We start from the raw sequence: 24,491 nt of genomic DNA, 5'->3' as shown, positions 1-24,491 counted from the left end.
ATGAACATTCATTATCACACGACCCGATTTGGCTGGCGTGATGGTAACGATGCTGAGCTGTTGTGTGACGGCGAGATTTTTTTTCCGCGCATGTTGCAGGCCATTGATCAGGCAGAACAGGAAGTGCTGCTTGAGATGTATTTGTTCGAATCTGGTCAGGTCGCTGATCGTTTTATTTCCTCTCTTTGTCGCGCTGCCCAGCGTGGCGCGCAAGTTTATTTGTTGCTGGATGATTTTGGCTGTCATGCACTGAAAACGGCAGATCGCGACCACTTGCGCAGAGCCGGAGTTCGGCTGCACTTTTATAACCCCTTACATTATGGTCGATTGCGCCGAGCCTTGTTTCGCGATCATCGCAAATTATTGCTGGTAGATGGTGCGCTGGCGTTTGTTGGTGGTGCCGGAATTGCGGATGAGTTTGATGCGCTTGTCCACGGGAAATTGGCATGGCGTGAAACTATGTTGGCCTTGCGCGGACCTTGTTTACAAGACTGGCGACAGTTGTTTATTGAGGCATGGCGGCAATGTAGTGGTGATATTTCGCTGGCGAATGATTTTGTGGTGCAGACGTTTGCTGATCGTTTTCAGGGGCGGGTCAGTCCTTCGTCAGGGCAGTATGGGCAGGAAATTAAGCAGACGTTGATGAAGCGGTTACGCGCGGCTGAACGTCGTGTCTGGATTGCAACCGCGTATTTTGTGCCGTCAGTAAAGTTGCGCCGCGCATTGGCCAGAGCTGCTCGTCGCGGCGTGGATGTGAGATTGTTGTTGCCGGGGCCGCAGACCGATCATCCTTCGGTGCGTCATGCGGGGCGGCGTTTTTACTATTCGCTGTTACGCGCGGGCGTGCGCATTTTTGAATATCAGCCACGTTTCACTCATGCGAAAGTGCAGATGTGTGATGCCTGGGTGTCGATTGGCTCGAGCAACATTGACCGCTGGAATTTTCGCTGGAATCTGGAAGCTAACCAGGAGCTGGAGGACGAGAGTTTTGCCCGGCAGGTGGCGGAGATGTTTGAGCGTGATTTTGCCGCTAGTCGGCAGATTTCGCTTGAGCACTGGCTGCGGCGGCCCTGGTACCGGCGCTGGCTGGAACGGTTCTGGGGCCGGATTGATGTGTGGTTGGATCGCTGGATGCACCGTCCCTGATTGCGATCAGCAAAGGGCGTAGGGTGGGCAAATGCCAGGCTGCGGCTTTGGGCCACTGGTGGTGAACGTCGTGATGCATGGTGGCCAGCAACGCAGGTTTGCCATACAGCAGAGCCAGTCCGCGTTGCAGCAGCATTGGCAGCGGTAATTCGAAGGTGCCGTATTGTTGCTGGCGGTAGTGCAGATGATGGAAAAAGACCCAGACGGCAATGCCGTAGTTGATGCGCAGCGCCAGCCACATGATCCAGAACGCCATACCGCCCCACCAGGCGAGCAGAACGAACAGTGACAGGCGTGCCAGCACCGCCGCGTCTGGGCGATAGCCTCCAGCCTGTTGGCGGACATAGTGTAAGCTGCATTGCTCCGGAAAGCGCAGGGCGCCGAGCAGCGATCGCAGGTGGCCACCGCGAATGTGGAAAGCGTCAGGGTCTTGTTCGCTGGCGGTATGGGCATGATGGCCGGCGTGCAATTGCTGGTATTCGGCGTAGCCAATGTTGAGCGGTGAAAACGGAATCAGAAAGCTGCGAATCAGCGGATGGAGCTGTTCGCTGTGGCAATGATGAAATAGCTCGTGCACGGCCAGCATCCAGCGGACTAAACTGATGTTAAGCAGTATCAGGCAGAGCCAGAGATGTTCGCCGGTGCCGATGAAATAGGCGAACAGGGCGAGGATGATCGCGTTACACAGCAGCACTTCGAGTTTGAAGCGAGCCATGTCTGAAGCTTGGTAGTTGTAGTCGCGCGGATTCATGTTTCCGTTCCGTGGTTTTCGATTTATTTTATGGTATCTCACGGGGCTTTTAAAACAACGGCAGCTTGGGCATAATTCCCCGACTATTTTACTGGCTTGCCTGGCTATCCCAGGAAGCAGGAAACCACTCATGAAACTCTACGAATATCACGCCAAGCGACTGTTCGCCGACTATGGCATTCCCGTACCTGATTCCCAATTGGTGACCGATAACGCCCAGGTGGAGGCGGCCTTGGCCGCGTTGGGCGGTGATCGCTGGATTATCAAAGCGCAAAGTTTGGCGGGGCGATCCCGTCTGGATGGCTATGTGCGCTGGGCGGTCGGGGTGGAACATGCTCGCCTGCTGGTGGGGCAAATGTTCAAGGGTGACGTGGATAAGCGCCGGGAGGCGGTGGCTGCGGTGCTGATTGAACGCCCTGCCGAGGTGCAGCGGCACCTTTATCTGGCCATGAGCATTGACCCTTTGCTGGAGCGCATTGTCTGCATGGCGGCGGATACCGGCGGCGCCTCGATTGATGTGGTGGCGCGCGAAAAACCCGAACTGGTTTTTACCGAAGTCGCGGATATCGTGTTCGGATTTCGTCCGTATCATTGTCGACAAATGGCGCAGAACCTTGGCTTGACCGGGGCGTTGGCGGTGCAGTTATCGCAGGTGATGAGCAATGCCTATCGCTTGTTTGTCGAGAAGGAATTGCTGTTACTGGAAATCAGCCCACTGGCGATCATTGATGACAATCAATTATCCGCACTTAATGCCAAACTGGTGGCGGACAGCAACGCATCGTTTCGCCAAAGGGACCTGGGGACGTTTGGTGATGTTCGCGGGACCAGTGTTGTCGGCCTGGATGCGCAGGGGTATGTGCTGACGGATGTGCCGTTGCAGGGCAACATCGGCTGCATACTCAATGGTGCTGGCTTGGCAATGGCAACGCTGGATTTGATTCGCCTGCCCGGGGAAGAGCCCGCCTGTGTGCTCGACATCAGTGGTCGTTCCAATGAGCAGGAAGTGGCTGAGGCCTATGGGTCGTTGCTGGACAATCCGCAGGTGGATGTGTTGCTGGTGAATATTTTTGGCGGCATTGTGCGCTGCGACATGGTGGCGCGCGGAATGTTGGTCGCGTTGCGATTGCGCAAAGCCAACAAGCCAACTGTGGTGCGCTTTGCCGGAACCAATGCCAAAGAAGGTTTGATGTTGCTCAATGATTCGGAGTTTGGTTTCCGTTTGATGGATGGATTCCAGGAGGCTGTCGCTGCGGTGGTGGACATGGCCAAAAAGGGCAGGCTATGAGCATTCTGGCCGGTAAAGATACGCGAGTGGTTGTACAGGGCATGACTGGTGTGCAGGGTTTGTTTCATGCGCAGCGGATGCAGGAATATGGCACCCGGATTGTTTCGGCGGTGACGCCTGGACGCGGTGGCGAGCGCTGCCTGGGTGTGCCGGTTTTCAACAGCGTGCGGGATGCGGTCGAAGCGACCGGCGCGACCGCCAGCGTTATTTTTGTGCCCGCTTCAACTGCAGCCGATGCCATCATTGAGGCCGCTGAGGCCGGAATCAATCTGATCGTGTGTATTACGCGTGGCATTCCGGTGCACGATTTGTTACGGGTCAAAGCCGCGCTAACGTTTTATAACGCACGTTTGGTGGGACCGAACACGCCTGGAATCATCACGCCGGGCGAGTGCAATCTTGGCATCATGCCGCCGGAAATTTATTCGCCTGGCACTATCGGTATCATTTCCCGATCCAGTACGCTGACCTACGAAGCCGTTCGCCAAACCACTGAGCTGGGTTTGGGGCAGAGCACTTGCGTTGGCATTGGCGGTGATCCCATTCACGGCATGAATTTTATGCAGGCGCTGGAGCTGTTTGAAAGCGATCGCAAGACTAAAGGCATGATCATGCTCGGCATGATTGGCACCAACGAAGAAGAAGAGACTGCAGAATTTATTCGTCAGCGTGTACGCAAACCCGTGGTGGCTTATATCGCAGGCACAACTGCATCGGCTGGCGCGCGCATGGGACACGCCGGGGCGCTGGTGGCACGCGGATTGGGAACGGCAAAAAGTAAAATCAACGCACTGGAATCTGGCGGAGCGCTGGTGGTGCGGTCACCGCTGGATATGGGACAGCGGATGTGGGAATTTTTTAAGGGGTAGATGTGACTCAAAAGCTGCGTATTGCGCTGGCGCAACTGAATTTTTTAGTGGGCGATATTGCCGGTAACACGGTGCGCATTCGTGAAGCGGTGGCGCGTGCGCGCGTGGAAGGGGCGCAGGTGGTGGTGTTTCCCGAATTGTGTCTCACCGGTTATCCTCCCGAAGATTTGTTATTACGTCCAGGATTGATGCGCCAGGTTGATAGTGCAGTAAATGATTTGCGCAGCTGCAGCATGGGCATGTACGTGGTGATCGGTTGCCCACAGCGGGTGAATGGCGAGTTGTTCAATTGCGCGTTGGTGCTGCATGACGGAGTCGATGTGGCCTGTTATCGCAAGCAACAGTTGCCGAACTATTCGGTGTTTGACGAAAAACGCTATTTTTCGATCGGACAAGAAGCATCAATTTTCGATGTCAATGGTATCCGTTTGGGGCTGTCGGTATGCGAGGATATCTGGTTTCCGGGACCGAGCGCGCAAGCGGTTGAGCATGGCGCACAATTGATTTTGAATCTGAATGCCTCGCCATTTCATCAGGGAAAGATGGAACAGCGTGAAGCGGTAGTCGCCAAGCGTGCTCAGGAAGGACGGGGGCCGGTGGTGTACGTCAATTTGATAGGTGGCCAGGATGAACTGGTGTTTGACGGCGCCTCGTTTGTGGTTGATGCCCGTGGCACGGTGGTGCACCGTGCGGCGAGTTTTGAAGAAAGCATATCGCTGGTCGAATTTGAACTGACGCCTCACGGGCTGAGCAGTACCCAGTCCGTGTCAACCGATCGGCCCGATAATCTGGCGGCAGTCTACGATGCCTTGGTGCTTGGCTTGCGCGATTACGTGAGAAAAAATGGTTTTAAAGGTGTCGTGCTGGGACTGTCCGGCGGAATTGATTCGGCGCTGACGATGGCGATCGCCGTTGATGCCTTGGGCGCGCCCAATGTGGAAGCGGTGATGTTGCCGTCCCGTTATACCGCAGACATCAGCGAGTGGGATGCGGCCGATATGGCAAAGCGGTTGGGTGTAACCTATCGCAGTATTTCGATTGAAAAAGCGTTTGCTGCATTTACCGAGCTGTTGGCCGATGAATTTGCCGGAGCTGCGGCCGATGTCACCGAAGAAAATATTCAGGCGCGTTGCCGCGGTGTGATTTTGATGGCCATCTCCAACAAGAAAGGTCGCATGGTTTTGTCGACAGGTAACAAGAGCGAGATGGCGGTTGGTTATTCCACCTTGTACGGCGACATGGCCGGTGGCCTGGATGTGTTGAAGGACGTGCCCAAAACCCTGGTGTACGATCTGAGTAACTACCGTAACCGTCAGCATGAAGTGATTCCGCAAAGGATTATTGATCGCCCGCCGTCAGCGGAGTTGCGACCAGATCAAAAAGACAGCGATAGTCTGCCAGATTATGCGCTGTTGGACCCAATACTCGAAGCCTATGTTGAGCGCGACATGAGTGTTGCCGATATTGTGGCTATGGGGTTTGATCAACAGGAAGTCATTCGTGTGACACGAATGGTGGATCGAAATGAATACAAGCGACGTCAGGCCGCGCCGGGAATACGCATCACGCCCCGGGCGTTCGGCAAGGACAGGCGCTATCCTATTACCTCCGGGTTTCGCGATTAGTACACTGTTGCGGGCCTGTGATATGCTCAACCTAAAGTAGAACCAAGGGGATTTGCTGTGAAAAAAGTGGAAGCCATAATCAAGCCGTTTAAGCTGGATGATGTGCGTGAAGCGCTTTCTGAAATAGGCATTACCGGCATGACCGCCACCGAGGTCCGTGGCTTTGGGCGGCAAAAGGGTCATACCGAGCTTTACCGTGGGGCGGAATACGTTGTTGATTTTTTGCCCAAGATCAAGATCGAGGTGGTGGTCGACAATGAGCGCGCTGATGCGTGCGTCGATGCCATTGTTAATGCGTCCCGTACCGGGAAAATTGGCGACGGCAAGATTTTTGTGACCTCCGTGGAGCGCGTTGTTCGTATTCGCACCGGCGAGGAAGACGCTGACGCGATCTAATCACGGACCGCTTCGCGCAATTTTAAAAAGCCCCCAATGGGGGCTTTTTTTATTTCTGCTGTTTTATCAGTCTATTTTATGAGCGAAGTTAATTTGTCTCAAATCAGAGACTAAAATAACTGTGTTTTTATCCAGAAAAGAGGTCGATTTTTCTTGTCGATCAAAAAAAATGATCATAAATGTCGGAAATTTTTATAGAAAAAGTGTGATAAAACAAGGGTGTGAACAATAAATAGGCAACTCAAGGTGAAAAGTGTCGGATAAATTTACGCTTTTGGATTTATTGAGTGAAAATTAAACAATTTTATGATCATGGAGGGAAGCCGGCTATAACCTACTGATTTGCTATTAATAAAATACCGCTGTCGCTATTCCCCATACAGAAAATCTCGCGTTCGATTGCCGAACTGACCCGAAGTTGATTAATTCTTAACCTTTTTTGTTAGGTATTTTTTACATCCAACCTTCGGTTACTTTAACAGTCGGCTGTAACTTGTTGATTAAAAAATAAAACTAAACTTGGCACTATAAGTGCAATAAGCCCGGAGGCGATGTACCAAGGGAATGCTTTTGATCGTCAATTATTTGGCGGCCTTAATTTAGACAAAAGATTTGGGCATTAACATTGGCACTACGTATTTACTGTCTATTTACATATAGGTGGAATGAGTTATGAGAGCATGGGTGTTTTTGCTACTTGTAATGACGACTGGGACAGCAGCGGCTACCTCGTTGAGTCAGGAAGAGCGTTGTTTGGCGCAAAACATTTACTTTGAAGCGCGCGGTGAATCTGCATTTGGCCAGCTGGCAGTTGGTCTGGTGACGATGAACCGGGTCTTTAGTGGTTCGTTTCCTGATACGGTCTGTCAGGTGGTATGGCAGCGCCGTCAATTTTCGTGGACACACGATGGCAAAAGCGATCGTCCAGTGGATAAAGATGCCTGGGATAAAGCGGTAAAAATTGCCCGGCATGTTTACAACAACTACGAGACGATTCGCGACAAGAACCTTGATTACACCAAGGGTGCGATGTACTACTACGCGCCGGATTTGGCAGACCCATACTGGGCGCGTGTCAAAGAGCAGACCCTGAAAGTGGGTGGTCATGTGTTCCTCAGAGGCAAGGATAATTCGTAATTATCTTGCGAGGGAAAAAACCGGCGGCAGCCGGTTTTTTTTCGCCTTAAGAAAACAAGTGGTGCCGGTACATATTTTGAATTTGTTTACCATGAAGTGTGGCCCAGGTCACATTTTGGCTTCAGGTGTGTAATTTATACGCCGATATATTAATTGAAATATCAATTCGGTATGATCGACGTGCGGTATTGCTTGTCTGCTTGAGGGATGGATATGTTGAACTCGGCGCCATTGACGGTTTTGCGGTTGGACGTGACGGGGCGGCCACTTTCTTGGATACACTGGGAAGAGGCAGCGTGTTATTACGCGAAAGAACTGGTTGCTTGGGAGGTGGGCGAGAACAATATGCTGGTGAGGGGAGGGTGTTCGCGGTTCACCGGTCAGCAATCCTCCCTCAAAGTAAACTCCATCATCGCCGTTCATGGCACACTGAATCACAAGTACTACGGAATCCACCCACCTCACTTAAGTAACCGCGAGCTGTTCCGCCGTGATGGCCATTTGTGCATGTATTGCGGACAGCGTTTCTCAGACGGGGATTTGACCCGTGACCACATCATTCCCAAAGCCCAAAATGGCGCAGACCGTTGGACCAATGTGGTTGCCGCGTGCAAGCGCTGTAACGTGGCCAAGGGGGCGAGGACGCCTGAGCAAGCGGGGATGCCGTTGCTGGCCGTGCCGTTTGTGCCCAATCCAGCGGAATATCTGGCATTACTGAATCGCAAAATACTGGCAGATCAGATGCAGTTCCTAAAAAAACAATTCCGTCACGATCGTTTGCTGGATTTGAAATAGTTAGCTCACTTCAATAATGGCGTCGATGGGCAGACGTTTGCCTGCCAGAAAATCATCGATGCAGCGCAGCACTTGCGGACTGCGGTGCTGTTCTTGTGATTTTTCGATATCCTCATAGCTCAACCAGTGGGCGGCGATAATGCCGTCATCAAGTTTGCGATCCTGTTTTTGTCCCACTTCACCGCAAAAGGCAAACCGCAGGTAGGTGATGTTATTGTCTGTGTTGTGCCAGTGATATATTCCCAGCAGGTGTGTTGGTGTGAAATCGTATGCGGTTTCTTCCAGCACTTCGCGTATGACAGCCTCGATCAATGATTCGTTGGGTTCCCAATGTCCCGCCGGCTGATTAAAGCGTGCTTCGCCTCTCACCAGTTCTTCGACGATCAAAAAGCGATTGTTGTGCTCAATGACGGCAGCAACGGTAACATGGGGAGACCAGCGCATAATCCTTATTCCTCTAAGGGTTGAAACACGAAATTTAAATTGTTAGCGGCAGCTTATTTGTCGGTATGATTAAACTATTCGAATGATTGATAATTTTGGCTTTATCCCGGCACGAACCTTGTTGGCATTTTGAGAGTCACAAGACAGATAAATGTGTTGTTGACTGGTCTGTGGCAACGGTTGAAGCTGTGGACGAATTTTAACAGAGGGAGGCAAGTTTGAAACCGATTTTGAGGTTGGGTCTCGTTGCATGTTTGTGTTTGAGTGCATCGGCATTATCTGCTGAAGAGCAAAAACGCCAGCGGCCGGCTGCGCCCGTAGAGCTCGGTCAGGTTAAACAGTTGCAGATCTCACCCACGGTTATGGTGTCGGGTACTGTTTGGAGTCAGCAAGAGGCGGCGGTGCCTGCGGAGGTCGATGGTCGTCTGGTGTGGGTGGCGGAGGTCGGTACGCAGATTCGTTGGGGTGATCCCGTGGCCAAACTGGATGACACCATGTTTCGTTTGCGCGTTGCCGAGAATCGTGCCGCGCTGAAGCGCGATACAGCACGGCTGAATTATTTAGATAACGAACTAAAGCGCATCCATCAATTGAGCAAGCAAGAATTCGCCGCCAAAAGTCAGTTGGATAAAATGCAGTTGGATCGGGATGTCGTGGCCAGTGAATTATCCGTGTCACGCGCCAAACTGGCGGTAGATGAAGAACAGCTCAAGCGTTTTACCGTGCGGGCACCGTTTGCCGGTGTGGTGATTAATCGCAGCAAACGCGAGGGCGAATGGGTGACTAGCGGCAATACCGTGGTGAATTTTTCCAATCCTTCTTCGCTAGAAGTGCGAGCCCACGTGCCGGTGGAGTCCGTCGGATTTATCAAAGTGGGGCAACGGGTTGATGTGCAACAGGGCAATCAGCGCAGCACAGGCGTGGTGCGCACACTGGTGCCATTGGGTGATCAGCAATCGTTGTTGTTTGATGTTGCGGTGGCAGTGGAAGGTGCGCAGTGGCGCGGTGGACAAACCGTTCGGTTGTCAGTGCCAGTTGGTGATGCCCGACAGGAGATAGTGATTCCACGTGATGCGCTGATCTTGCGACGCACCGGCAATTACGTTTATCGCGTCGGCGAAGATAAAACCGCCGAACGGGTGGATGTTGAGACCGGCATTGCCAGCGGCGATTTAATTGCGGTGAAAGGTCAATTAAAAGCGGGCGACAAAATTGTACTGCGGGGCGGCGAGCGCTTGCGGCCGGGCCAGACTGTCAACGTAATCGCAGGTAATTAGTTGTGAATTTGACGCGCGCATCTTTGGGAAATCCGGTTGCTGTTTTGGTGGCAGTGTTGCTGGCAGTGGTTTTTGGTGTGATCAGTTTGAGCCGCCTGCCCATTCAATTGACGCCTGAAGTGGAGCAGCCACAAATCACAATTACCACTGTGTGGCGTTCTGCAGCACCGGAAGAAATCGAATCAGAGATTGTTGAGCAGCAGGAAAAAGTGTTGCGCGGTTTGCCCGGCATGACCGAAATGGTGGGCAAAGCCAAGCGCGGTCGCGGTGAAGTGTCGATTACTTTCGCGGTCGAAATGGACATGAAGCGCGCCTTGCTTGAGGTAATGAATCGTCTCAACCGCGTTCCCAGTTATCCCGATGATGCGGACGAACCCATCATCAGTAATATCGGTGGCGATTCGCGCCCCATTGCCTGGTTTATTATCAAGCCCAATGAGGGCAACGATAAACCTATCGCAACCTACCAGGATTTTGTTGAAGAGGTGGTGCAAACGCGATTCGAGCGCGTTCCCGGCGTAGCGATGTCGGAAGTGCGGGGCGGGCGGGAAAAAGAAGTCCGCATCACGTTTGATCCCTACAAAGCAGCCAGTTTAGGCATTCAACTTCCCAAAGTGTCGCAGCTGACTGGCGGCGGCAAAGACGTGTCTGCCGGTGATGTGGACGTGGGCAAACGTCAGTATGCTGTGCGTTTTACCGGTAAATACGATGTCGAGCACCTGCAGGAAATGGTGCTGGAATGGCGCAATGGTCGCCCAGTGTATTTGCGTGATGTGGCGACAGTTGAAACCCGATTGAGAGATCGCACTGGTTTTGTAATTCAAAATGGCGAAGGTGCCATTGCTGTTAATGCGCACCGCGAAACCGGCGTGAATGTGCTCACGGTCATGGCGGAATTGCGCCAGGCAATGACCGAGCTGAGCAGCGGTCCATTGCAGCGTGCCGGTTTATCGATTTATCAGGTGTATGACGAAACCGAGTACATCGATCAGTCTGTATCGATGGTGACTTCCAATATTGTGTTGGGGATAGGTTTGTCGGTCGCGGTGCTATGGCTGTTTTTGTGGCAATTCCGCGCCACGTTGATGGTTGCGATGGCGATTCCAACGTCGTTGATTGCGACATTTATTTTGCTCGACATGTTTGGCCGAACGCTGAACGTGATTTCTTTGGCCGGGATCGCGTTCGCAGTGGGCATGGTGCTGGATGCCGCAATCGTGGTGCTGGAAAACATTGTCCGGTTACGTGAAAAAGGATTGCCCCCAGACAAGGCAGCGTTGCAAGGTACCTCGGAAGTGTGGGCGGCGTTGCTGGCATCCACCGTGACTACCGTGGCGATATTTTTACCGGTGGTATTTTTGCGCGAAGAAGCAGGGCAATTGTTTGCGGATCTGGCGGTAACGATTGCGGTAGCGATTACCTTCTCGTTGATCGTCGCCGTGACCGTGTTGCCCACGCTGGCGCGTCGGTATTTGACCCAGGAATTGGCGCACGAGCCGTGGGCAAAGACCTGGGATAACACTACCAGCCGCATTATGCGATTAACGGATTCGCCGAAGCAGCGCTGGATGTGGGTGCTGGCGTTGATGTTGATCCCGGTTGTCGCGGTGTTGGCGTTTAAGCCCAAAGCGGATTATTTGCCGGAAGGAAATCGAAACCTGGTTTTCGCATTTATTCTGCCGCCGCCAGGATTGAATATCGATGCCATCGAGAAAGAAATGGGGCAGGTCATTGCCAAGCGAATGGAACCCTATGTGCAGGGTGAGCAGCAGCCGCAGGTGAAGCATTATTTCTTTGTCGCCGTTAATGGCGCGGTGTTTATGGGGGTGCAGGCGGCAGATCCCAGTCGCACCAATGAACTGGTGCCCATGGTCAACCAATTGATAGGCGGTTTTCCCGACACCATGGCGTTTGCCAAGCGGTCGTCGCTGTTTGGCGGCTTTTCCGGGGGTAACACCATTGATGTGAATATCCAGGGAAGTCAGATTGACTCGTTGGTGGAAGCCGCGCAAATGGGATTTGGTGCGATCATGGAAGCCTTGCCAGGAGCCTCGGTGCGGCCGTTTCCCAGTCTGGATCTGGCTAATCCGGAATTGAGTCTGGACCCGGACGAGCGGCGCATTGCCGAAGTGGGCTGGACCCGGGCGCAGTTGGCAGGCGTCATTCGAGCGTTGGGTGATGGTTTGCTGGTCGGTGATTATTTTGACGGTGAGCAACGGTTGGATGTGGTGCTGCGTGGCCAGTCATGGGAATCGCCGGAAGAACTGCAATCCATACCGTTGGCGACGCCCAATGCTGGCGTGGTTCCGCTGGGTGAACTGGTGAACGTGGTGCGGACAGCGGGGCCGGAGGAAATTCGCCGTCTGGATCGTCGTCGCACGATAACCCTGCAGGTGACGCCGCCCGAGGGGATGCCTTTGGAGCAGGCGATTGATATTTTGCGGGAAAAAGTCGAGCCTGCGCTGGTGAATCTAATGCCTCCTGACGGGACTGTGCGTTATTCCGGTACGGCGGACAAGCTGGATACCGCTCTGGAAACCATGTTGGGCAGTTTTGTGCTGGCGATCGTTATCCTTTATCTGTTGATCAGTGCGTTGTTCCGCTCGTTCATTGATAGTTTGCTGGTGATTTTGACCATTCCGCTGGCGACCATCGGAGGAGTGATTGCATTGCGGGTGACGGGAGCGTTGACCTCGCAGCCCATGGATTTGTTGACCATGATTGGCTTTGTCATTCTGCTTGGTCTGGTGGTGAATAATGCCATTCTGCTGGTGGATCAGACACGTACTGCCGAACGAAACGGCTTAAATCGTGATGAGGCGGTGGCTCAGGCGGTCAGGCTGCGGTTAAGACCGATTTTTATGACGACTACGACCAGTATCTGCGGCATGCTGCCGCTGCTGCTGATGCCCGGTGCGGGCAGTGAGCTGTACCGAGGGCTGGCGGCGGTTATTGTCGGTGGGATGGCTGTGAGTACAATTTTCACCCTGTTGTTGTTACCCAGCCTGTTGAGGATGTCTAGGAAAAATGTGAAGTTTGCATAATACCTTTGGGGGATTGTGGGTAAGTTTTGCTGTGGTACTCTGTTGCGACACGGACGGCAAAGCGGATTTGCTGCACCCCACGGGATCGGTGGTGGCAAGGATGTGGTTGAAATGGCGCGTCACGGAAGGCGCGCCGTCCCTTTCAAAATGATTTTCCTCTTCTTACCTTGTTATTTTCTCTAGGTTATCCAGCATGGATGTTGCAGATGGGTAGTGCCAGTCTTTTGTATGTCATGAGGAAAGTGTCGAATGAGTAGCGAAAAAGACGCCGGGGAAGAACAGCGTAATTTCTTTCGTCTTCAGGAGCAGGTGGCCTTGGAGTACCGGGCTGCGACTCTGGAAGAAGTGCAGGAAGCGGCTAAAATCCGCAAGGGAGGGGAAGGCAGCAAGATTGACGCGACCTTCATGCTCGATGCGATCAGTCGTCAGTTAATGCCGCTGCTGGCCAATGTGCGGGCAGAGTCGCCGGCGATAGCTCAGTACCTGGAAGGTTTAAATCAAAAACTGGATGTGATCGCCGGAATGGTGTTTTTTCACAATGCCAGCTTGGCGGATTCGTCGGGTAACCGGTTTGTACGAGCGAAAACCGTGGATATCAGTGAAGGGGGGTTGAGTTTTGATACGCCCAAGCCGCCCAAAAAAGGTAGCTTCGTTTTTTGTCGAGTTTCTATCAGTGGTTTTCAGTTGGGATTGCAGACATATGCCAAGGTTGTTTACCTGGGGACAGTCGAAGATGATCCGAAAATGTACCGTGTTGGTGTATCTTTCCCATTGATTACCGATTACGAGCGTAAGCAATTAACTCGGTTTATTTTTGATCGGCAGCGGGAACAGATTAGGCAAGTTATTGATGGAAACGATAATCAATAAACGCGGATTGCCGGTTGTTTGTCTTTAAATTCTTTTGAGCGTTGGTCTGGAGAGCGTAGCTACGCAACCAGATTGGCTCTGCTTTCCTTCATCCCAATCTGATTGTCTTCAGCGCGCTATTTCCTATGCCGTTATGGAGCAATGAGGACCATGTTGGCTGAACACGACCTGGAGCTGAGGGAGTTTCTTTCCCTTGTGATTCGGGTACGAAGTGCTTATATTCGGTCTAGCCCTTGCAGTTAATAGGGATATTGATAACTGCTAAAGCAAGGGGGCTATATGAAAACGCTGGAACCACATCACGTTGAATTAATGCATCCACTTAACTGGTTTAAGCAGTCCTGGATGCTGATCAGGCGCCGCTGGCTGGCTTTTTTGACCACTGAGCTGGTGTTTTTTTTATCCGTTTTTTTTGCCTTGTCTGCCGGTACAAGTGTGGCGGAGTTGACCCCATCGGTTGTGCTGCTGTCAGTACTGTTTCTATTCGTGGCCTGTGTGCTTTGTTTTGTGTTCGGCGACTTGGTGGTGCTCGCCTATTCGGCGGATAATTCACAGACTGTGACATTTACTGGCCATATCTTTGCGCTTCTGCGTTGTCAGCGATCGTTGTTTAAAATGGCACTTTTGACTTTGTTCATCGGGGCGTTTTATTGGGTAGTTACTTTGACGGTAGCGCCGGATAAAAGTGTGTTGGCTGGCTGTAATGAGCTGGCGGCCCGATTGGCAGAGGCAGCCGGTTTGTCAGCGGTACAACTGGAAATGAAGTTGGCTGCGGCGTTTTTGTATTTCTCGGTGCTGGCCACGTTTTCACTGCGTATTTTCTTTGCGATCCCGTTGATGATGTTTCATGAGCTGAGCTATGCCGAGGCTCAGGCGCTCAGTCATAGGGCGACGTTGATGAATATCCACCCGATGAGTGTGGTGCTGCTTAGCTGGAGTATTTTGTTGTTGGGGGCTTTGGCGGCATTACCGTGGTTGTCGCTGGCTTTGTTGCCGCTACTAGGTGTGTACATGTATGTCGCCTATCGCGAGGTATTCCTTGGCATAGAGGAAAACGCCAAGGAGCTTGTCGAAACCTCGGACGTTGTTGCTGGGCGCGCCTAAGGTCACCTTTCCTTATGGTCCCGTGCCGCCGGGCGGTGTAGGTGTGGAAGCTGCCGTAAAACTTTTATCGTTAGCTAAGCTTAAACCGTCGGTCTTCATCCCGGTAAGTGGACCAAAGGGATCCATAGTCCAGACAGTGGGAGTGGTATCGCGCAACTTGCGGATAGCGGCATAGCTCTCGGTGTTAGACAGATTATCGAATGCCTGGAATGAGAACGCACCTACCCCCGATCCTAAGTCTTGACCAATGTACACGGTTTGTACCTTGTCGCCAGGATTCCATCTAACCGTACCGGCATAACGTCCAGCCACCTGAAGGTTGGCGCCGTCTGTGTCACCGGTGGGGTCATAGTTGAACGAGCCAAACGGTCCGCTCTTGGCGACATCCCCGCCCGAGATTGGGCGTCCGCCCGAACCAGGTCCTGGTGATCCGCCAACATTGGGGCCCATGCCTGGATTGGTCTTGGGAGCTTTTGCCCAATTGTCGACGGGGGTAGGATCAGAGCTACCTAAATAGCCAGAGTTGTCGTTCACATTGCCTGGGCCGCGACGGCCACTCCAAAAACTGGGGACGCCTTCATCGGTGGTGGTAATCGCACCCGCATTGGCGACGCGCGTGCCTGTCGCTATTCGCGTTTCAAACACCTGCCAAGCCTGGACTTTACGGTCTTTGCTCGCTCCCAGTTCGGAGCGGGTAAGGGTGAACGAACCCAAGTCGTTACCTTCTCTGTCTTTTTCGCCCTCGTAGCGGAAATGTTCGTAGTAGGTGCCCTGGCTGCGGCCGCGTTTCTCTCTACCGGTGCCAAAGATGGTGGAATCAATGAGGATTTCAGGGGCATCATTACTGGCGGCCCAGCCAAGATTGAGCAATACCACGGAATCGTAATCGCCCTGGGTATTGCTGCCTTTGATAACCTGTTTGCCGGAAATGCCACCATTGCCGCCATTGTTGATGGGGTCAATGTTGACGAAATTCTCGTCGGTCAGCAGGCCCTGGGTTTTGTCTTTGTCGTAGACGATGTTTTGTACATAGCGTTTGCCTTCAGGAGTGATCACTGTTTGTTGAAACATGCCCTGAGAGGTGGTGGAGCCAAAACAGTTGAAACCAATGGGGCACTGGGCAACTATTTTTCCGCTATTGTCGACGTGCCAGGAATCGAATTTGATGGGGGGCGCAGCATGGGCAGCAGGGATTGCCATTAGCAGCGATAGCCCCAACAGAGGTAGACAGGAAAAATCTTTAACTTTTAATGTCTTGCTCATGCTCTCACCTGTACGGACAACGAAACCAAGGTGCCGGGATGTAGAACCACCCCCTATCGTTATCGTCCACAAGGGGAATTATACCACAGTAAATCTGAAAATTTATTGAGCAATAATTTTGTTGGGAGTTGTTAAACACGAGGCTAGTTGCTACGAACCAATCGGACAAAATGTTTGGCATAGACAATAGAGGTGTTATTGGCCTCGACGGAAAACAGCATGGGCGAACCGGTGTTCAAATCCATGATCCATGCGCCAATTTTTGGCATTGATGAATCTGTGCCTGGTGACAGGTTGGGGGTGGAACTCCAGTAGCCAGTACCATAGTAGCTGGTGCCACCAATCAGTGTGATGACCGATGCTGGTGTATCAGGAAAAATTTCGGGGTTTAGCGGTGGTGCCTGGCAGCGGAAGTCGATTAGCGATGTCAGCTCTTTGATGTTTGGCACACGCCATTTGCTTGTTGTGCTGCTAAGCGCCAGCGCATCTTTCCAAGTATATTTTAGGGGGATGCCAGCGCAGCGATGTTGATCGGCAATCCAGGTCTGGCCCTTGCTGCAGCGTTGCCAAACCAGGCCGGTTGTCAAGTCCAGCACTTCTTCTCCATTTGAGGGAAGAGGGGTGGTAATTGCAGCATATTTTCCCGTTGGGTCAACGGCAGGGATGGCGGTGACGAAATTCGCTGCGGGCGTGGATTCCAGAATGCTGCTGCTATTGCAGAGTTGCGCCAGCGAAATGCTTGGCAACAGGCAGAGTAAAAGAGTATTGACGATGCGCGTGCGCATCATGGCAGCACCTCGCTTGGTAGCTTTGCACGTACAAGCATAATCGCAGCACCTTTGATGGCTGCGGAATTCGGATCGTATTTTTTGATAGGCAGCAGTTGCCCGGTAACGAAATCGACTGCCCAAGCTTTTTCCGGGTCACTGGCGACCGGAGTGCTGGTCCAGTATTGCGCACGCTTGTTTGTAAAATTTGGCGGGAGATGCATTTGGTTGGTGCCGAAGGTGTCAAAACTTACCAGGCCATAGAGTTCTACGGCGGTGGGCAGGCGCCAATCGTTGAAGCCGCATAACGGGGCACCGTCGCTATTGACGGCACTAACGTAATCGCTGGTGTTGCACATGCCGGGGATACCTCCGCAGCCTGTAGCTTGGCCTTCGCTGCCAGGGTGACCGCCATTGCTGTTGGTGGATGTGTTGTACCAACTGTACTCAGAATCTTGACGGTAGCTGTTGGTGACAGTCGATTTGATTTCCCAGACCAGCCCAGTGCGATTGTCCAGTACGCATTCACCGGTTGAGGATGGCGTAAAATCGAAAATGGCCCCTGCTGACTGATGACCGTCCTGGTAATTGACGGTATTGTAGGTATTGCAATCCCTCAATGCTGTAGTGGGGACAAAATACGACGATGAGCTATCCAGGTTGGGGTCAATGCAGCGATTGGCGACGGTGGGATTGACTGTTCCGGTTCCTTCGTTGTCAGTAATGGAGATTTGGACGGAGGTGGGGGAGCCGTCGGTGGCTAGCACGCCGTTGGTCGGTGTGCCCAGGGTAATGATGAGGGTATCGTCATCGTTGGCTTCGCCCAAAATGTCATCGTTGAGTTGGATGTATCCGGTGTAGACCGAATTGAAATAGCCGTTGTCGTCCTTTGGGGCGAAAGTTAAGTCGTTTAGCGGAACGTAATCCACCTGTGTTTCTGCAGTTCCCGAGTACAGAATCGGAATAAATATAGGCCACTCGGTCAATTGGCCGTTGAGTAATTTAATTTCAAACGGGATCTGGGGGATACTTTCGCTGATCTGGTATTTGCCGCCAACGTACAAATAGCCGGGCAACGAAATGCTGATGCTGGGTTCGGGGTCGTCGTCGACGATGTAAAACAGGCTAGGTTTTTTGTTATTAGCCTCTAACTGTACATGAAATTCGGCCTGGAAATAGATGGCAAAATCTTCCATGCGCAATTCTTCGATGCGGTTGTTTTTGATAATTGCCATGCGCTCGTGAACCTTGTCGTCGGTGATATTGATGATGCGGCAATTATCGGCGGCAATGGCTTGGCGAATGGGGTCGGGGCATAGTGGGTCGACGGCCAAGGCGGCGGCCTCATCGGGGCGGTAAAACATAACGGTGTTAATGAGGCTTGGGGATGATGTGCCGACGACGTTGAAATCTTGCAGGGGGGTTGCGGAGCTTTCCTTGGCAAATTTCATTTCCAGGCGGGCACGTTGGTCAGCAGGGATGTCTGCTGGGTAATCGCCAATCAGGTTGAAGGCGATGATGACCACACGAGAGGCGTCGCCAACGGGGGATGTTTCGTTTAGGCTGAAATAGCCGGTGGTTGTATCTACGGTGAGTTCTGGATAGGGGTTTAACGCCGTCGGATCCCAAGTGAGGAAACGAATCTTGACGGTTGGCAAGGTACTGGCTGCCGGAGGTGGGTCGTCCTTGGCCCGTTCGGGCAGAATGCAGCCGGCCTGCGCCAGAATAGCCGAGGCTAACAGCAGGGCAGATGCGATCTTGGCTGGGGCGCGACGCTTAAAATTCATCATGTCCATTGGGCTGCGAATACCGATATCAATTCAGATATCGGGGGAAATCGACCGTTTTAAAGCTCAATATGGCGGAAGTGTGTGATGTCGCACGCATATGGAGTGGTCTACATGCGGAGCTATCTTACTGAAAGTGAAACTGAAAGGCGATAGATTAAAAGCTCAGTCATACCCCATCCCGATAGCCAGGGAATGCCCCTCCCCAAGCTCGATTCCCTTGAGGGATGAAGTCAGGGCACGACTGAGCCGTTGGTCGACAATTACTGCGCGACGATGGCAGGCCACTTCCCGTTGTCTTGTTTGACGGTCGAGGAGGCGTGGCCGACTGTGTGGACATTGATGACGATTTCGCGGTACAGGTCGCCTTCGACGGTCCATTCACGCGCTGCGCGAACTTCGCAATCCTGGCGCGAGGCGCCACATTGCTGCGAGGCATCGATGGGCGAACTCAGTGCTTTTTCGACGGCTTTGCTGATGTCTTTTAGTTGATTTTTTTCGAGTTTCAGACCGCCCAGCCACTGTGGGCTGTTCAAATTGACGTTGGCGGCATGGGCTCCGGACAGTGATAGGCTGAATAAACCGGTGCTCAGGATTACGGCAGTAAGAAGTCTTTTTGTCATTACAATTCCCCTTTTGTTATAGGTTTTTTAACTTGGGGCAACCCGCTTGGGTTACCCCAAACTGCGTCGAAACCTATTCAACATGACTCCGGGGGAATCGTCAACCTTTCCGAGCGAAATACTCTGCTATGCTGCTTGATCACCATTGGCAGTGCTGGTTTTCTCGGTTTTCTCGGTCGCTGAAAGTGCGCTGATAGGGGTCAAGTTGGTGGACTTGCACTTGGGGCACATGCGTTTGGGCGATTGGGAGAGGATGAAAATCATGTACGCCAGTGCGACGACGATCATGGGCAGAAAATAGGCCGAGGCCGCCAGCATGAGCATGAACAGCGCAAACTGCTTCGCGCCGGAGGCATGTACCTTGCCCTCAAAATGGCAATTGTTGCAGTGAATCAGGCTTTTATCTTGAGGCTGTGACATGGACAAGCTCCGCTAAGTAGTTGAATCTGCAAAGTGATATTATTGTGCGTCATGACGAATCGGTGTCGTACACCATGCTCGTTGCGGTAGTATATACGCTAATCACCCTGGTCACTACAGTAAGGTTGGAATCCATGGATTACGAAGACGACTTTGAGGACGACCGTCCCAGTAAAAGTCAAATGAAGCGCGACGCCGATGCTGCGCAGCGGTTGGGAGCCGAGCTGGTTGAGCTCAATGCCAAGCAACTGGCGCAATTTGGTTTGCCCGACAAGTTGCTTGAAGCCATCAAACATGCGCAGACCATCAATTCGCACAGCGCCAAAAAACGTCAACTGCAATACATTGGCAAATTGATGCGCGATGTGGATGTTGGTTCGGTGGCAGAAATATTGGCGCGACTCAAGGCACCGCACCGGCAGGCGGTTGCACAATTTCATCAAGCTGAAAAATGGCGCGAGCGTTTGTTGGCGGACGATCAGCAGATCGCTGTGTTTGTCGCCGAATATCCGGCTGCGGATGTAACGGAGTTGCGGAAATTAATCGTCGATGCGCGTCAGGAAAAAGTGGGTGGACAACTCGGAAAAGCGTATCGCGGATTGTTTAAATTGATCACAGGCTTGCAAGCAGGACGGGAGTAATCATGAGTCAATCTCAGCCGGCAGTTACCTATCTAAAAGATTATCAGCCACCACAATTTGCGATCGATTCGCTGACATTGCATTTTGATTTGTTTGATCATGAAACCATCGTGACCGCCACCAGTGTAATGCGACGGCTGGGCAATGCGTCGACGCTGGTGCTTGAAGGTAACGAGCTTGAGTTGCTCGACGTATGTCTGGATGGCAAGGTGCTTACTGCTGGCAGCTATCAGGCGAGTGAGACTCAGCTGCGCATTGACGCGGTGCCGGTAAAATTTGAATTGCAGGTCAAAACTCGGATTCACCCGGAAAAAAATACTGCGCTGGAAGGTTTGTATAAGTCATCGGGCATGTTCTGTACCCAATGTGAGGCAGAAGGTTTTCGCCGCATTACCTATTTTCTTGATCGTCCCGATGTGATGACGCGCTACACCACTACTATTGCGGCAGACAAGAAAAACTATCCGGTACTGCTGTCTAACGGAAATTTAGTTGCGGAGGGTGAGCTGGATGGCGGACGTCATTTTGCCACCTGGGAAGACCCGTTTCTCAAACCTTCTTATTTGTTTGCGCTGGTGGCTGGAAATCTGCTGCACAAACAAGACATGTTCGTTACCAGTTCCGGTCGTGAAGTGACATTACGCATTTTTGTCGAGCCAGCCAATATCGACAAATGCGAGCATGCGCTGATCTCGCTGAAAAAATCCATGCGCTGGGATGAAGAAGTGTTTGGTCGCGAATACGATCTGGATATTTTCATGATCGTGGCAGTGAATGACTTCAACATGGGCGCGATGGAAAATAAGGGATTGAATATTTTCAATTCTGCCTGCGTGCTGGCGCGTCCTGATACAGCCACTGACGATGACTACGAGAACATCGAAGGCATCATCGGTCACGAATACTTTCACAACTGGTCGGGTAATCGCGTTACCTGTCGAGACTGGTTCCAACTGAGTTTGAAAGAAGGTTTTACCGTTTTCCGTGATCAGGAGTTCAGCTCCGACATGGGCAGTCGGGCAGTGAAGCGCATCAGCGAAGTGAATGTGTTGCGCACCGCGCAATTCCCCGAAGATGCAGGGCCGATGGCGCATCCAGTACGGCCTGATTCCTACATCGATATCAGCAATTTTTACACTGTAACGGTGTACAACAAGGGTGCTGAAGTGGTGCGCATGATTCACAATCTGTTGGGCGAGCAACGTTTTCGTCAGGGCTGTGATCTTTATTTTGATCGTCACGATGGTCAGGCAGTGACGACTGATGATTTTGTCAAAGCGATGGAAGATGCAACCGGTGTTGATCTGATTCAGTTCCGTCGCTGGTACAGTCAGGCAGGCACGCCGGTGATTGAGGCCAGCGACCGCTATGACAGCGCCACTCGGACTTATCGCTTGACGCTGCGTCAGCATTGTCCGGCAACGCCAGGGCAAGCGAAAAAATTGCCGTTCCATATTCCCGTCGCCGTGGGCCTGCTCAACAGTCAGGGCGCTGATATGAAGCTGGAGTACAGCGGCCAAGTTGCTACCGAACACATGTTGCAACTGACCGAAGCTGAACAAGAATTTGTGTTCACTCAGGTTGCGGAAAAACCGCTTCCATCGTTGTTGCGTGGTTTTTCCGCACCAGTGCGTTTGGCTTATGATTACAGCGATGAACAACTGATGTTTTTGATGGCGCACGACAGCGATGATTTTAATCGCTGGGAAGCAGGTCAACGGTTGTCAACGCGCATCATTCAGCAATTGGTCTGCGATATTCAGCAGGGCAAGCCGTTGGAGCTGAATGCAGGTTACGTTGATGCGGTGCGCAAGGTGTTACTGCATAAGACGCTGGATCGTGCCTTGATGGCGCAGGCGCTGAGTTTGCCGAATGAGCGTTATTTGGCGGATCTGGCGACGGTCGTTGATCCGGCAGCGATTCACCGAGCACGCAGTTTTGTGCGCGATGAACTGGCGCGTCGTTTAGCGGCAGATTTTCTGGCGGTGTATGCTGCTTGTGATAGCACGGAACCTTACCGTTATGATGCTCAGCACATGGGCCGTCGCAGCTTGCGCAATGTGTGTTTGCAGTATCTGTCGCGTGTGGCGAACAAGTCACTGCTTGAGAAAATGCTCGCGCAGTTCCGCAACAGCGACAACATGACCAATGCGCTGGGCGCACTGGCTGCCCTGATGAATGTTGAAGGCGCGGTGAGACAACAGGCGCTGGATGAGTTTTATGCCAAGTGGAAGCATGATCCGTTGGTGATCGACAAGTGGCTGAGTTTGCAGGCGCGTGCCGACGCCGATGATGTGCTGAATCATGTCAAGCAACTGATGCAGCACGAAGCATTCGAAATTCGCAATCCCAACAAAGTGCGCGCCGTGGTGGGCGGATTCTGCATGGGCAATCCGGCGCATTTCCACGCAGCGGATGGGGCGGGTTATGAATTCCTCGCGGATCAGGTGTTGGTGTTGAATAAACTGAATCCACAAATGGCAGCGCGTATGGCCAGTGGTTTTAGTCAGTGGCGTCGGTTTGAACCGGTTCGTCAGGGTTTGATGCAGGCGCAGTTGCAGCGCATTCGTCAGACTGACGGATTGGCCAAGGACGTGTTTGAAATTGTGGCCAAGTCACTGGGCGAAGTGTAATGTGGTTTTATTCCTGTGCTCGTGGTGATGGCGTTACCCTGAGCGCAGGTTGGTGATGTAGGCAATTATTGTTTGGAATTTACCGTTAACCAAATCATCTTGATTGGCGAAGCGCAGCTGCAACCAGCAGGCGCTTCGCCATTTTTATTGGAGCGCAAAGCAGCGGCACTGGTCGCTTTTCTTGCGTTGCATGGCCCGGCCAGCCGCAGTCAACTGGCAGGCTTGTTGTGGCCGGACTCTGCCGAGGCAACTGCGCGAAATAATTTGTCGCAAACCATGCGACGCCTTAAAGCCCAGTGCGGCGATACGCCCTTGTTTCAAACAGCCGAGACGCTGGCGTTGACGCCGCACTGGGTGGTGGATTGCAAACAGTTGGAAATGCAGCATCTGCAGGGTGAGCACGAAAAAGTGGCCGTGTGCAGCACCGCGCTGCTGTCTGGTCTGTACTACGATGACTGTCCCGAGTTTTCTTTTTGGCTGCAGCGGCATAACGATCAATTTTTGCGACTAAAACAGCGCTCTCTGGCCATACTGTACGACAATTATCAGCGAGATGGCGCATACCGCGAAGCCCTCGGTATGGCGCAACGTTTGGTGGAAACTGAACCGCTTTCTGAAGATGCCTGGCGACGCTTGATGCAGGCGCACTTCAACATGGATGACCGGGCGGCGGCGCTCAATGCCTATCAGCGTTTTGTGACGTTGCTGCGTCGCGAACTTGATCTTGATCCCATGCCGCAGACGCAGGCTCTGGCACGCGACATCAGTGCAGGATTGATTGTGTCGCCGCCGGCAGTGGCATCAACTATCCCGCCCAGCGTGTCGCATCCGCCAAGCCTGATTGGTCGCGCCGATGTTTGGCGACTGATGGAGCAGGCCTGGCAAAAAGGTCAGGCGATTTTTCTTGCCGGGCCGTTGGGGGTGGGTAAAACGCGGCTGGCGCGCGAGTTTCTGGCCAGCAAGGGGCGTTTCTACGCTTTCAGAACACGTCCTGCCGATCACGATGTTCCCTATGCCGCCCATGCGCGAACGTATCGTGAGCTGCTCCAGGCCTTTCCCGAAATTGAGTTACCGACGTGGGTGCGTAACGAGCTGGCGCGTATTCTCCCCGAGTTGGGTGTTAGTCCGGGGCCGGTGCGTGAGGCTGAACAAAAACTGCGTTTCTACCAGGCCAAGGCCGAGGCGACTCGGTTGGCGGTTGCGGCGGGTATGCGCCATGTGCTGATTGATGATCTGCATTATTCTGATTTGGCGAGCATTGAGGCCGGCCATTTTGTCAGCTCGCAATATTGGGGGCGGTTGGATGGCATGCGTACGGTTGTCTGTCTGCAAGAGGATTTGCTCGACCCGCAGGCCAGGCAGGCGCTGACCGCGGCGGTGGAAACGGGCATGGTCGCGTTCATTTCTCTTGCGCCGCTGGGGGTTGACACCTTTGGCGAGTTGTTGGCGTCCATGGGCATCGATTCAAACGGCGATACCCAGACATTACATCAGCGCTGCGATGGTTTGCCGGGGGCGTTGGTGCGCTTGGCCACCGCATGTTTTGAATCAGGTCAGGATCTTCTGAACAAGTCGTCGCGAGACAGCGAGTAGCGGTCAGTCACGCCCCAG

The 24,491-nt window shown here is 52.7% G+C and carries 21 protein-coding genes; 14 read left to right on the top strand and 7 right to left on the bottom strand.

Annotated features, from left to right (window positions below):
• On the top strand, nt 1–1,146 hold the full coding sequence (locus OEW58_05275; GenBank protein MDH5300757.1) for a phospholipase D-like domain-containing protein: 1,146 nt from the start codon (nt 1–3) through the stop codon (nt 1,144–1,146).
• Here the strand turns inward: OEW58_05275 and OEW58_05270 are convergent.
• Nucleotides 1,031–1,897: a fatty acid desaturase gene (locus OEW58_05270; GenBank protein ID MDH5300756.1), complete on the bottom strand. Its 867-nt coding sequence runs from the start codon at nt 1,895–1,897 to the stop codon at nt 1,031–1,033. The genes OEW58_05275 and OEW58_05270 overlap by 116 nt on opposite strands.
• A 130-nt stretch (nt 1,898–2,027) precedes the next feature.
• Here OEW58_05270 and OEW58_05265 point away from each other — a divergent pair, with 130 nt between their 5' ends.
• The 6 genes from OEW58_05265 to OEW58_05240 all read left to right on the top strand — a co-directional run bounded on the left by OEW58_05265 (nt 2,028) and on the right by OEW58_05240 (nt 8,007).
• Nucleotides 2,028–3,185, top strand: a complete 1,158-nt coding sequence (locus OEW58_05265) for an acetate--CoA ligase family protein (GenBank protein ID MDH5300755.1) — start codon at nt 2,028–2,030, stop codon at nt 3,183–3,185.
• Nucleotides 3,182–4,054, top strand: coding sequence for a succinate--CoA ligase subunit alpha (gene sucD, locus OEW58_05260; GenBank protein ID MDH5300754.1), 873 nt, complete (start codon nt 3,182–3,184; stop codon nt 4,052–4,054). Before OEW58_05265 ends, sucD begins: the two co-directional genes overlap by 4 nt.
• A 2-nt stretch (nt 4,055–4,056) precedes the next feature.
• The gene (locus OEW58_05255; GenBank protein ID MDH5300753.1) at nt 4,057–5,679 is read left to right on the top strand and encodes an NAD+ synthase; all 1,623 of its coding nucleotides are present in this window, start codon (nt 4,057–4,059) and stop codon (nt 5,677–5,679) included.
• A gap of 57 nt (nt 5,680–5,736) precedes the next feature.
• Nucleotides 5,737–6,075: a P-II family nitrogen regulator gene (locus tag OEW58_05250; protein ID MDH5300752.1), complete on the top strand. Its 339-nt coding sequence runs from the start codon at nt 5,737–5,739 to the stop codon at nt 6,073–6,075.
• Nucleotides 6,076–6,747: 672 nt separating this feature from the next.
• Nucleotides 6,748–7,212, top strand: a complete 465-nt coding sequence (locus OEW58_05245; protein ID MDH5300751.1) for a cell wall hydrolase — start codon at nt 6,748–6,750, stop codon at nt 7,210–7,212.
• A 213-nt stretch (nt 7,213–7,425) separates the two neighbouring features.
• Nucleotides 7,426–8,007, top strand: a complete 582-nt coding sequence (locus OEW58_05240; GenBank protein ID MDH5300750.1) for an HNH endonuclease — start codon at nt 7,426–7,428, stop codon at nt 8,005–8,007.
• Here OEW58_05240 and OEW58_05235 read toward each other — a convergent pair whose 3' ends face one another.
• Nucleotides 8,008–8,451, bottom strand: coding sequence for an NUDIX hydrolase (locus tag OEW58_05235; GenBank protein ID MDH5300749.1), 444 nt, complete (start codon nt 8,449–8,451; stop codon nt 8,008–8,010).
• 260 nt (nt 8,452–8,711) lie between these two features.
• Here OEW58_05235 and OEW58_05230 point away from each other — a divergent pair, with 260 nt between their 5' ends.
• The 4 genes from OEW58_05230 (at nt 8,712) to OEW58_05215 (ending at nt 14,746) form a co-directional block, all read left to right on the top strand.
• Entirely contained in the window at nt 8,712–9,728 is a 1,017-nt protein-coding gene (locus OEW58_05230) for an efflux RND transporter periplasmic adaptor subunit (protein MDH5300748.1), read from the top strand.
• A gap of 2 nt (nt 9,729–9,730) precedes the next feature.
• Nucleotides 9,731–12,772 carry an efflux RND transporter permease subunit gene (locus tag OEW58_05225; protein ID MDH5300747.1) on the top strand — a complete coding sequence of 1,014 codons (3,042 nt, stop codon included), beginning with the start codon at nt 9,731–9,733 and terminating at the stop codon, nt 12,770–12,772.
• 249 nt (nt 12,773–13,021) lie between these two features.
• Nucleotides 13,022–13,642 carry a PilZ domain-containing protein gene (locus OEW58_05220; protein MDH5300746.1) on the top strand — a complete coding sequence of 207 codons (621 nt, stop codon included), beginning with the start codon at nt 13,022–13,024 and terminating at the stop codon, nt 13,640–13,642.
• A gap of 279 nt (nt 13,643–13,921) precedes the next feature.
• Nucleotides 13,922–14,746 (top strand): hypothetical protein, encoded by an 825-nt coding sequence (locus OEW58_05215; protein MDH5300745.1) that lies wholly within the window; start codon nt 13,922–13,924, stop codon nt 14,744–14,746.
• 12 nt (nt 14,747–14,758) lie between these two features.
• Here OEW58_05215 and OEW58_05210 read toward each other — a convergent pair whose 3' ends face one another.
• The 5 genes from OEW58_05210 to OEW58_05190 form a co-directional block, all read right to left on the bottom strand.
• Nucleotides 14,759–16,009 (bottom strand): hypothetical protein, encoded by a 1,251-nt coding sequence (locus OEW58_05210; protein ID MDH5300744.1) that lies wholly within the window; start codon nt 16,007–16,009, stop codon nt 14,759–14,761.
• A 143-nt stretch (nt 16,010–16,152) separates the two neighbouring features.
• Nucleotides 16,153–16,797, bottom strand: a complete 645-nt coding sequence (locus OEW58_05205) for a DUF1566 domain-containing protein (protein MDH5300743.1) — start codon at nt 16,795–16,797, stop codon at nt 16,153–16,155.
• Complete coding sequence (locus tag OEW58_05200; protein ID MDH5300742.1) at nt 16,794–18,566, bottom strand: DUF1566 domain-containing protein; 1,773 nt, start codon at nt 18,564–18,566, stop codon at nt 16,794–16,796. The genes OEW58_05205 and OEW58_05200 overlap by 4 nt, the downstream gene beginning before the upstream one ends.
• A gap of 260 nt (nt 18,567–18,826) precedes the next feature.
• Entirely contained in the window at nt 18,827–19,186 is a 360-nt protein-coding gene (locus OEW58_05195) for a hypothetical protein (GenBank protein MDH5300741.1), read from the bottom strand.
• A gap of 126 nt (nt 19,187–19,312) precedes the next feature.
• On the bottom strand, nt 19,313–19,606 hold the full coding sequence (locus tag OEW58_05190) for a hypothetical protein (GenBank protein ID MDH5300740.1): 294 nt from the start codon (nt 19,604–19,606) through the stop codon (nt 19,313–19,315).
• A gap of 20 nt (nt 19,607–19,626) precedes the next feature.
• On the opposite strand from OEW58_05190, the gene OEW58_05185 reads away from it, so the two are divergent.
• From OEW58_05185 to OEW58_05175, 3 genes are all read left to right on the top strand, one after another.
• Nucleotides 19,627–20,247 carry a DUF615 domain-containing protein gene (locus tag OEW58_05185; protein MDH5300739.1) on the top strand — a complete coding sequence of 207 codons (621 nt, stop codon included), beginning with the start codon at nt 19,627–19,629 and terminating at the stop codon, nt 20,245–20,247.
• Between the two features lie 2 nt (nt 20,248–20,249).
• Entirely contained in the window at nt 20,250–22,880 is a 2,631-nt protein-coding gene (gene pepN / locus OEW58_05180) for an aminopeptidase N (GenBank protein MDH5300738.1), read from the top strand.
• A 72-nt stretch (nt 22,881–22,952) separates the two neighbouring features.
• Nucleotides 22,953–24,473 (top strand): AAA family ATPase, encoded by a 1,521-nt coding sequence (locus OEW58_05175; GenBank protein MDH5300737.1) that lies wholly within the window; start codon nt 22,953–22,955, stop codon nt 24,471–24,473.
• The last annotated feature ends 18 nt before the right edge of the window (nt 24,474–24,491 follow it).

This window comes from Gammaproteobacteria bacterium, from assembly GCA_029884425.1.
In the GTDB taxonomy this organism is placed as follows: Bacteria; Pseudomonadota; Gammaproteobacteria; order S012-40; family S012-40; genus JAOUHV01.
Note: the sequence above shows the minus strand (reverse complement) of the source record. Positions and strands in the feature narration are given on the sequence as shown.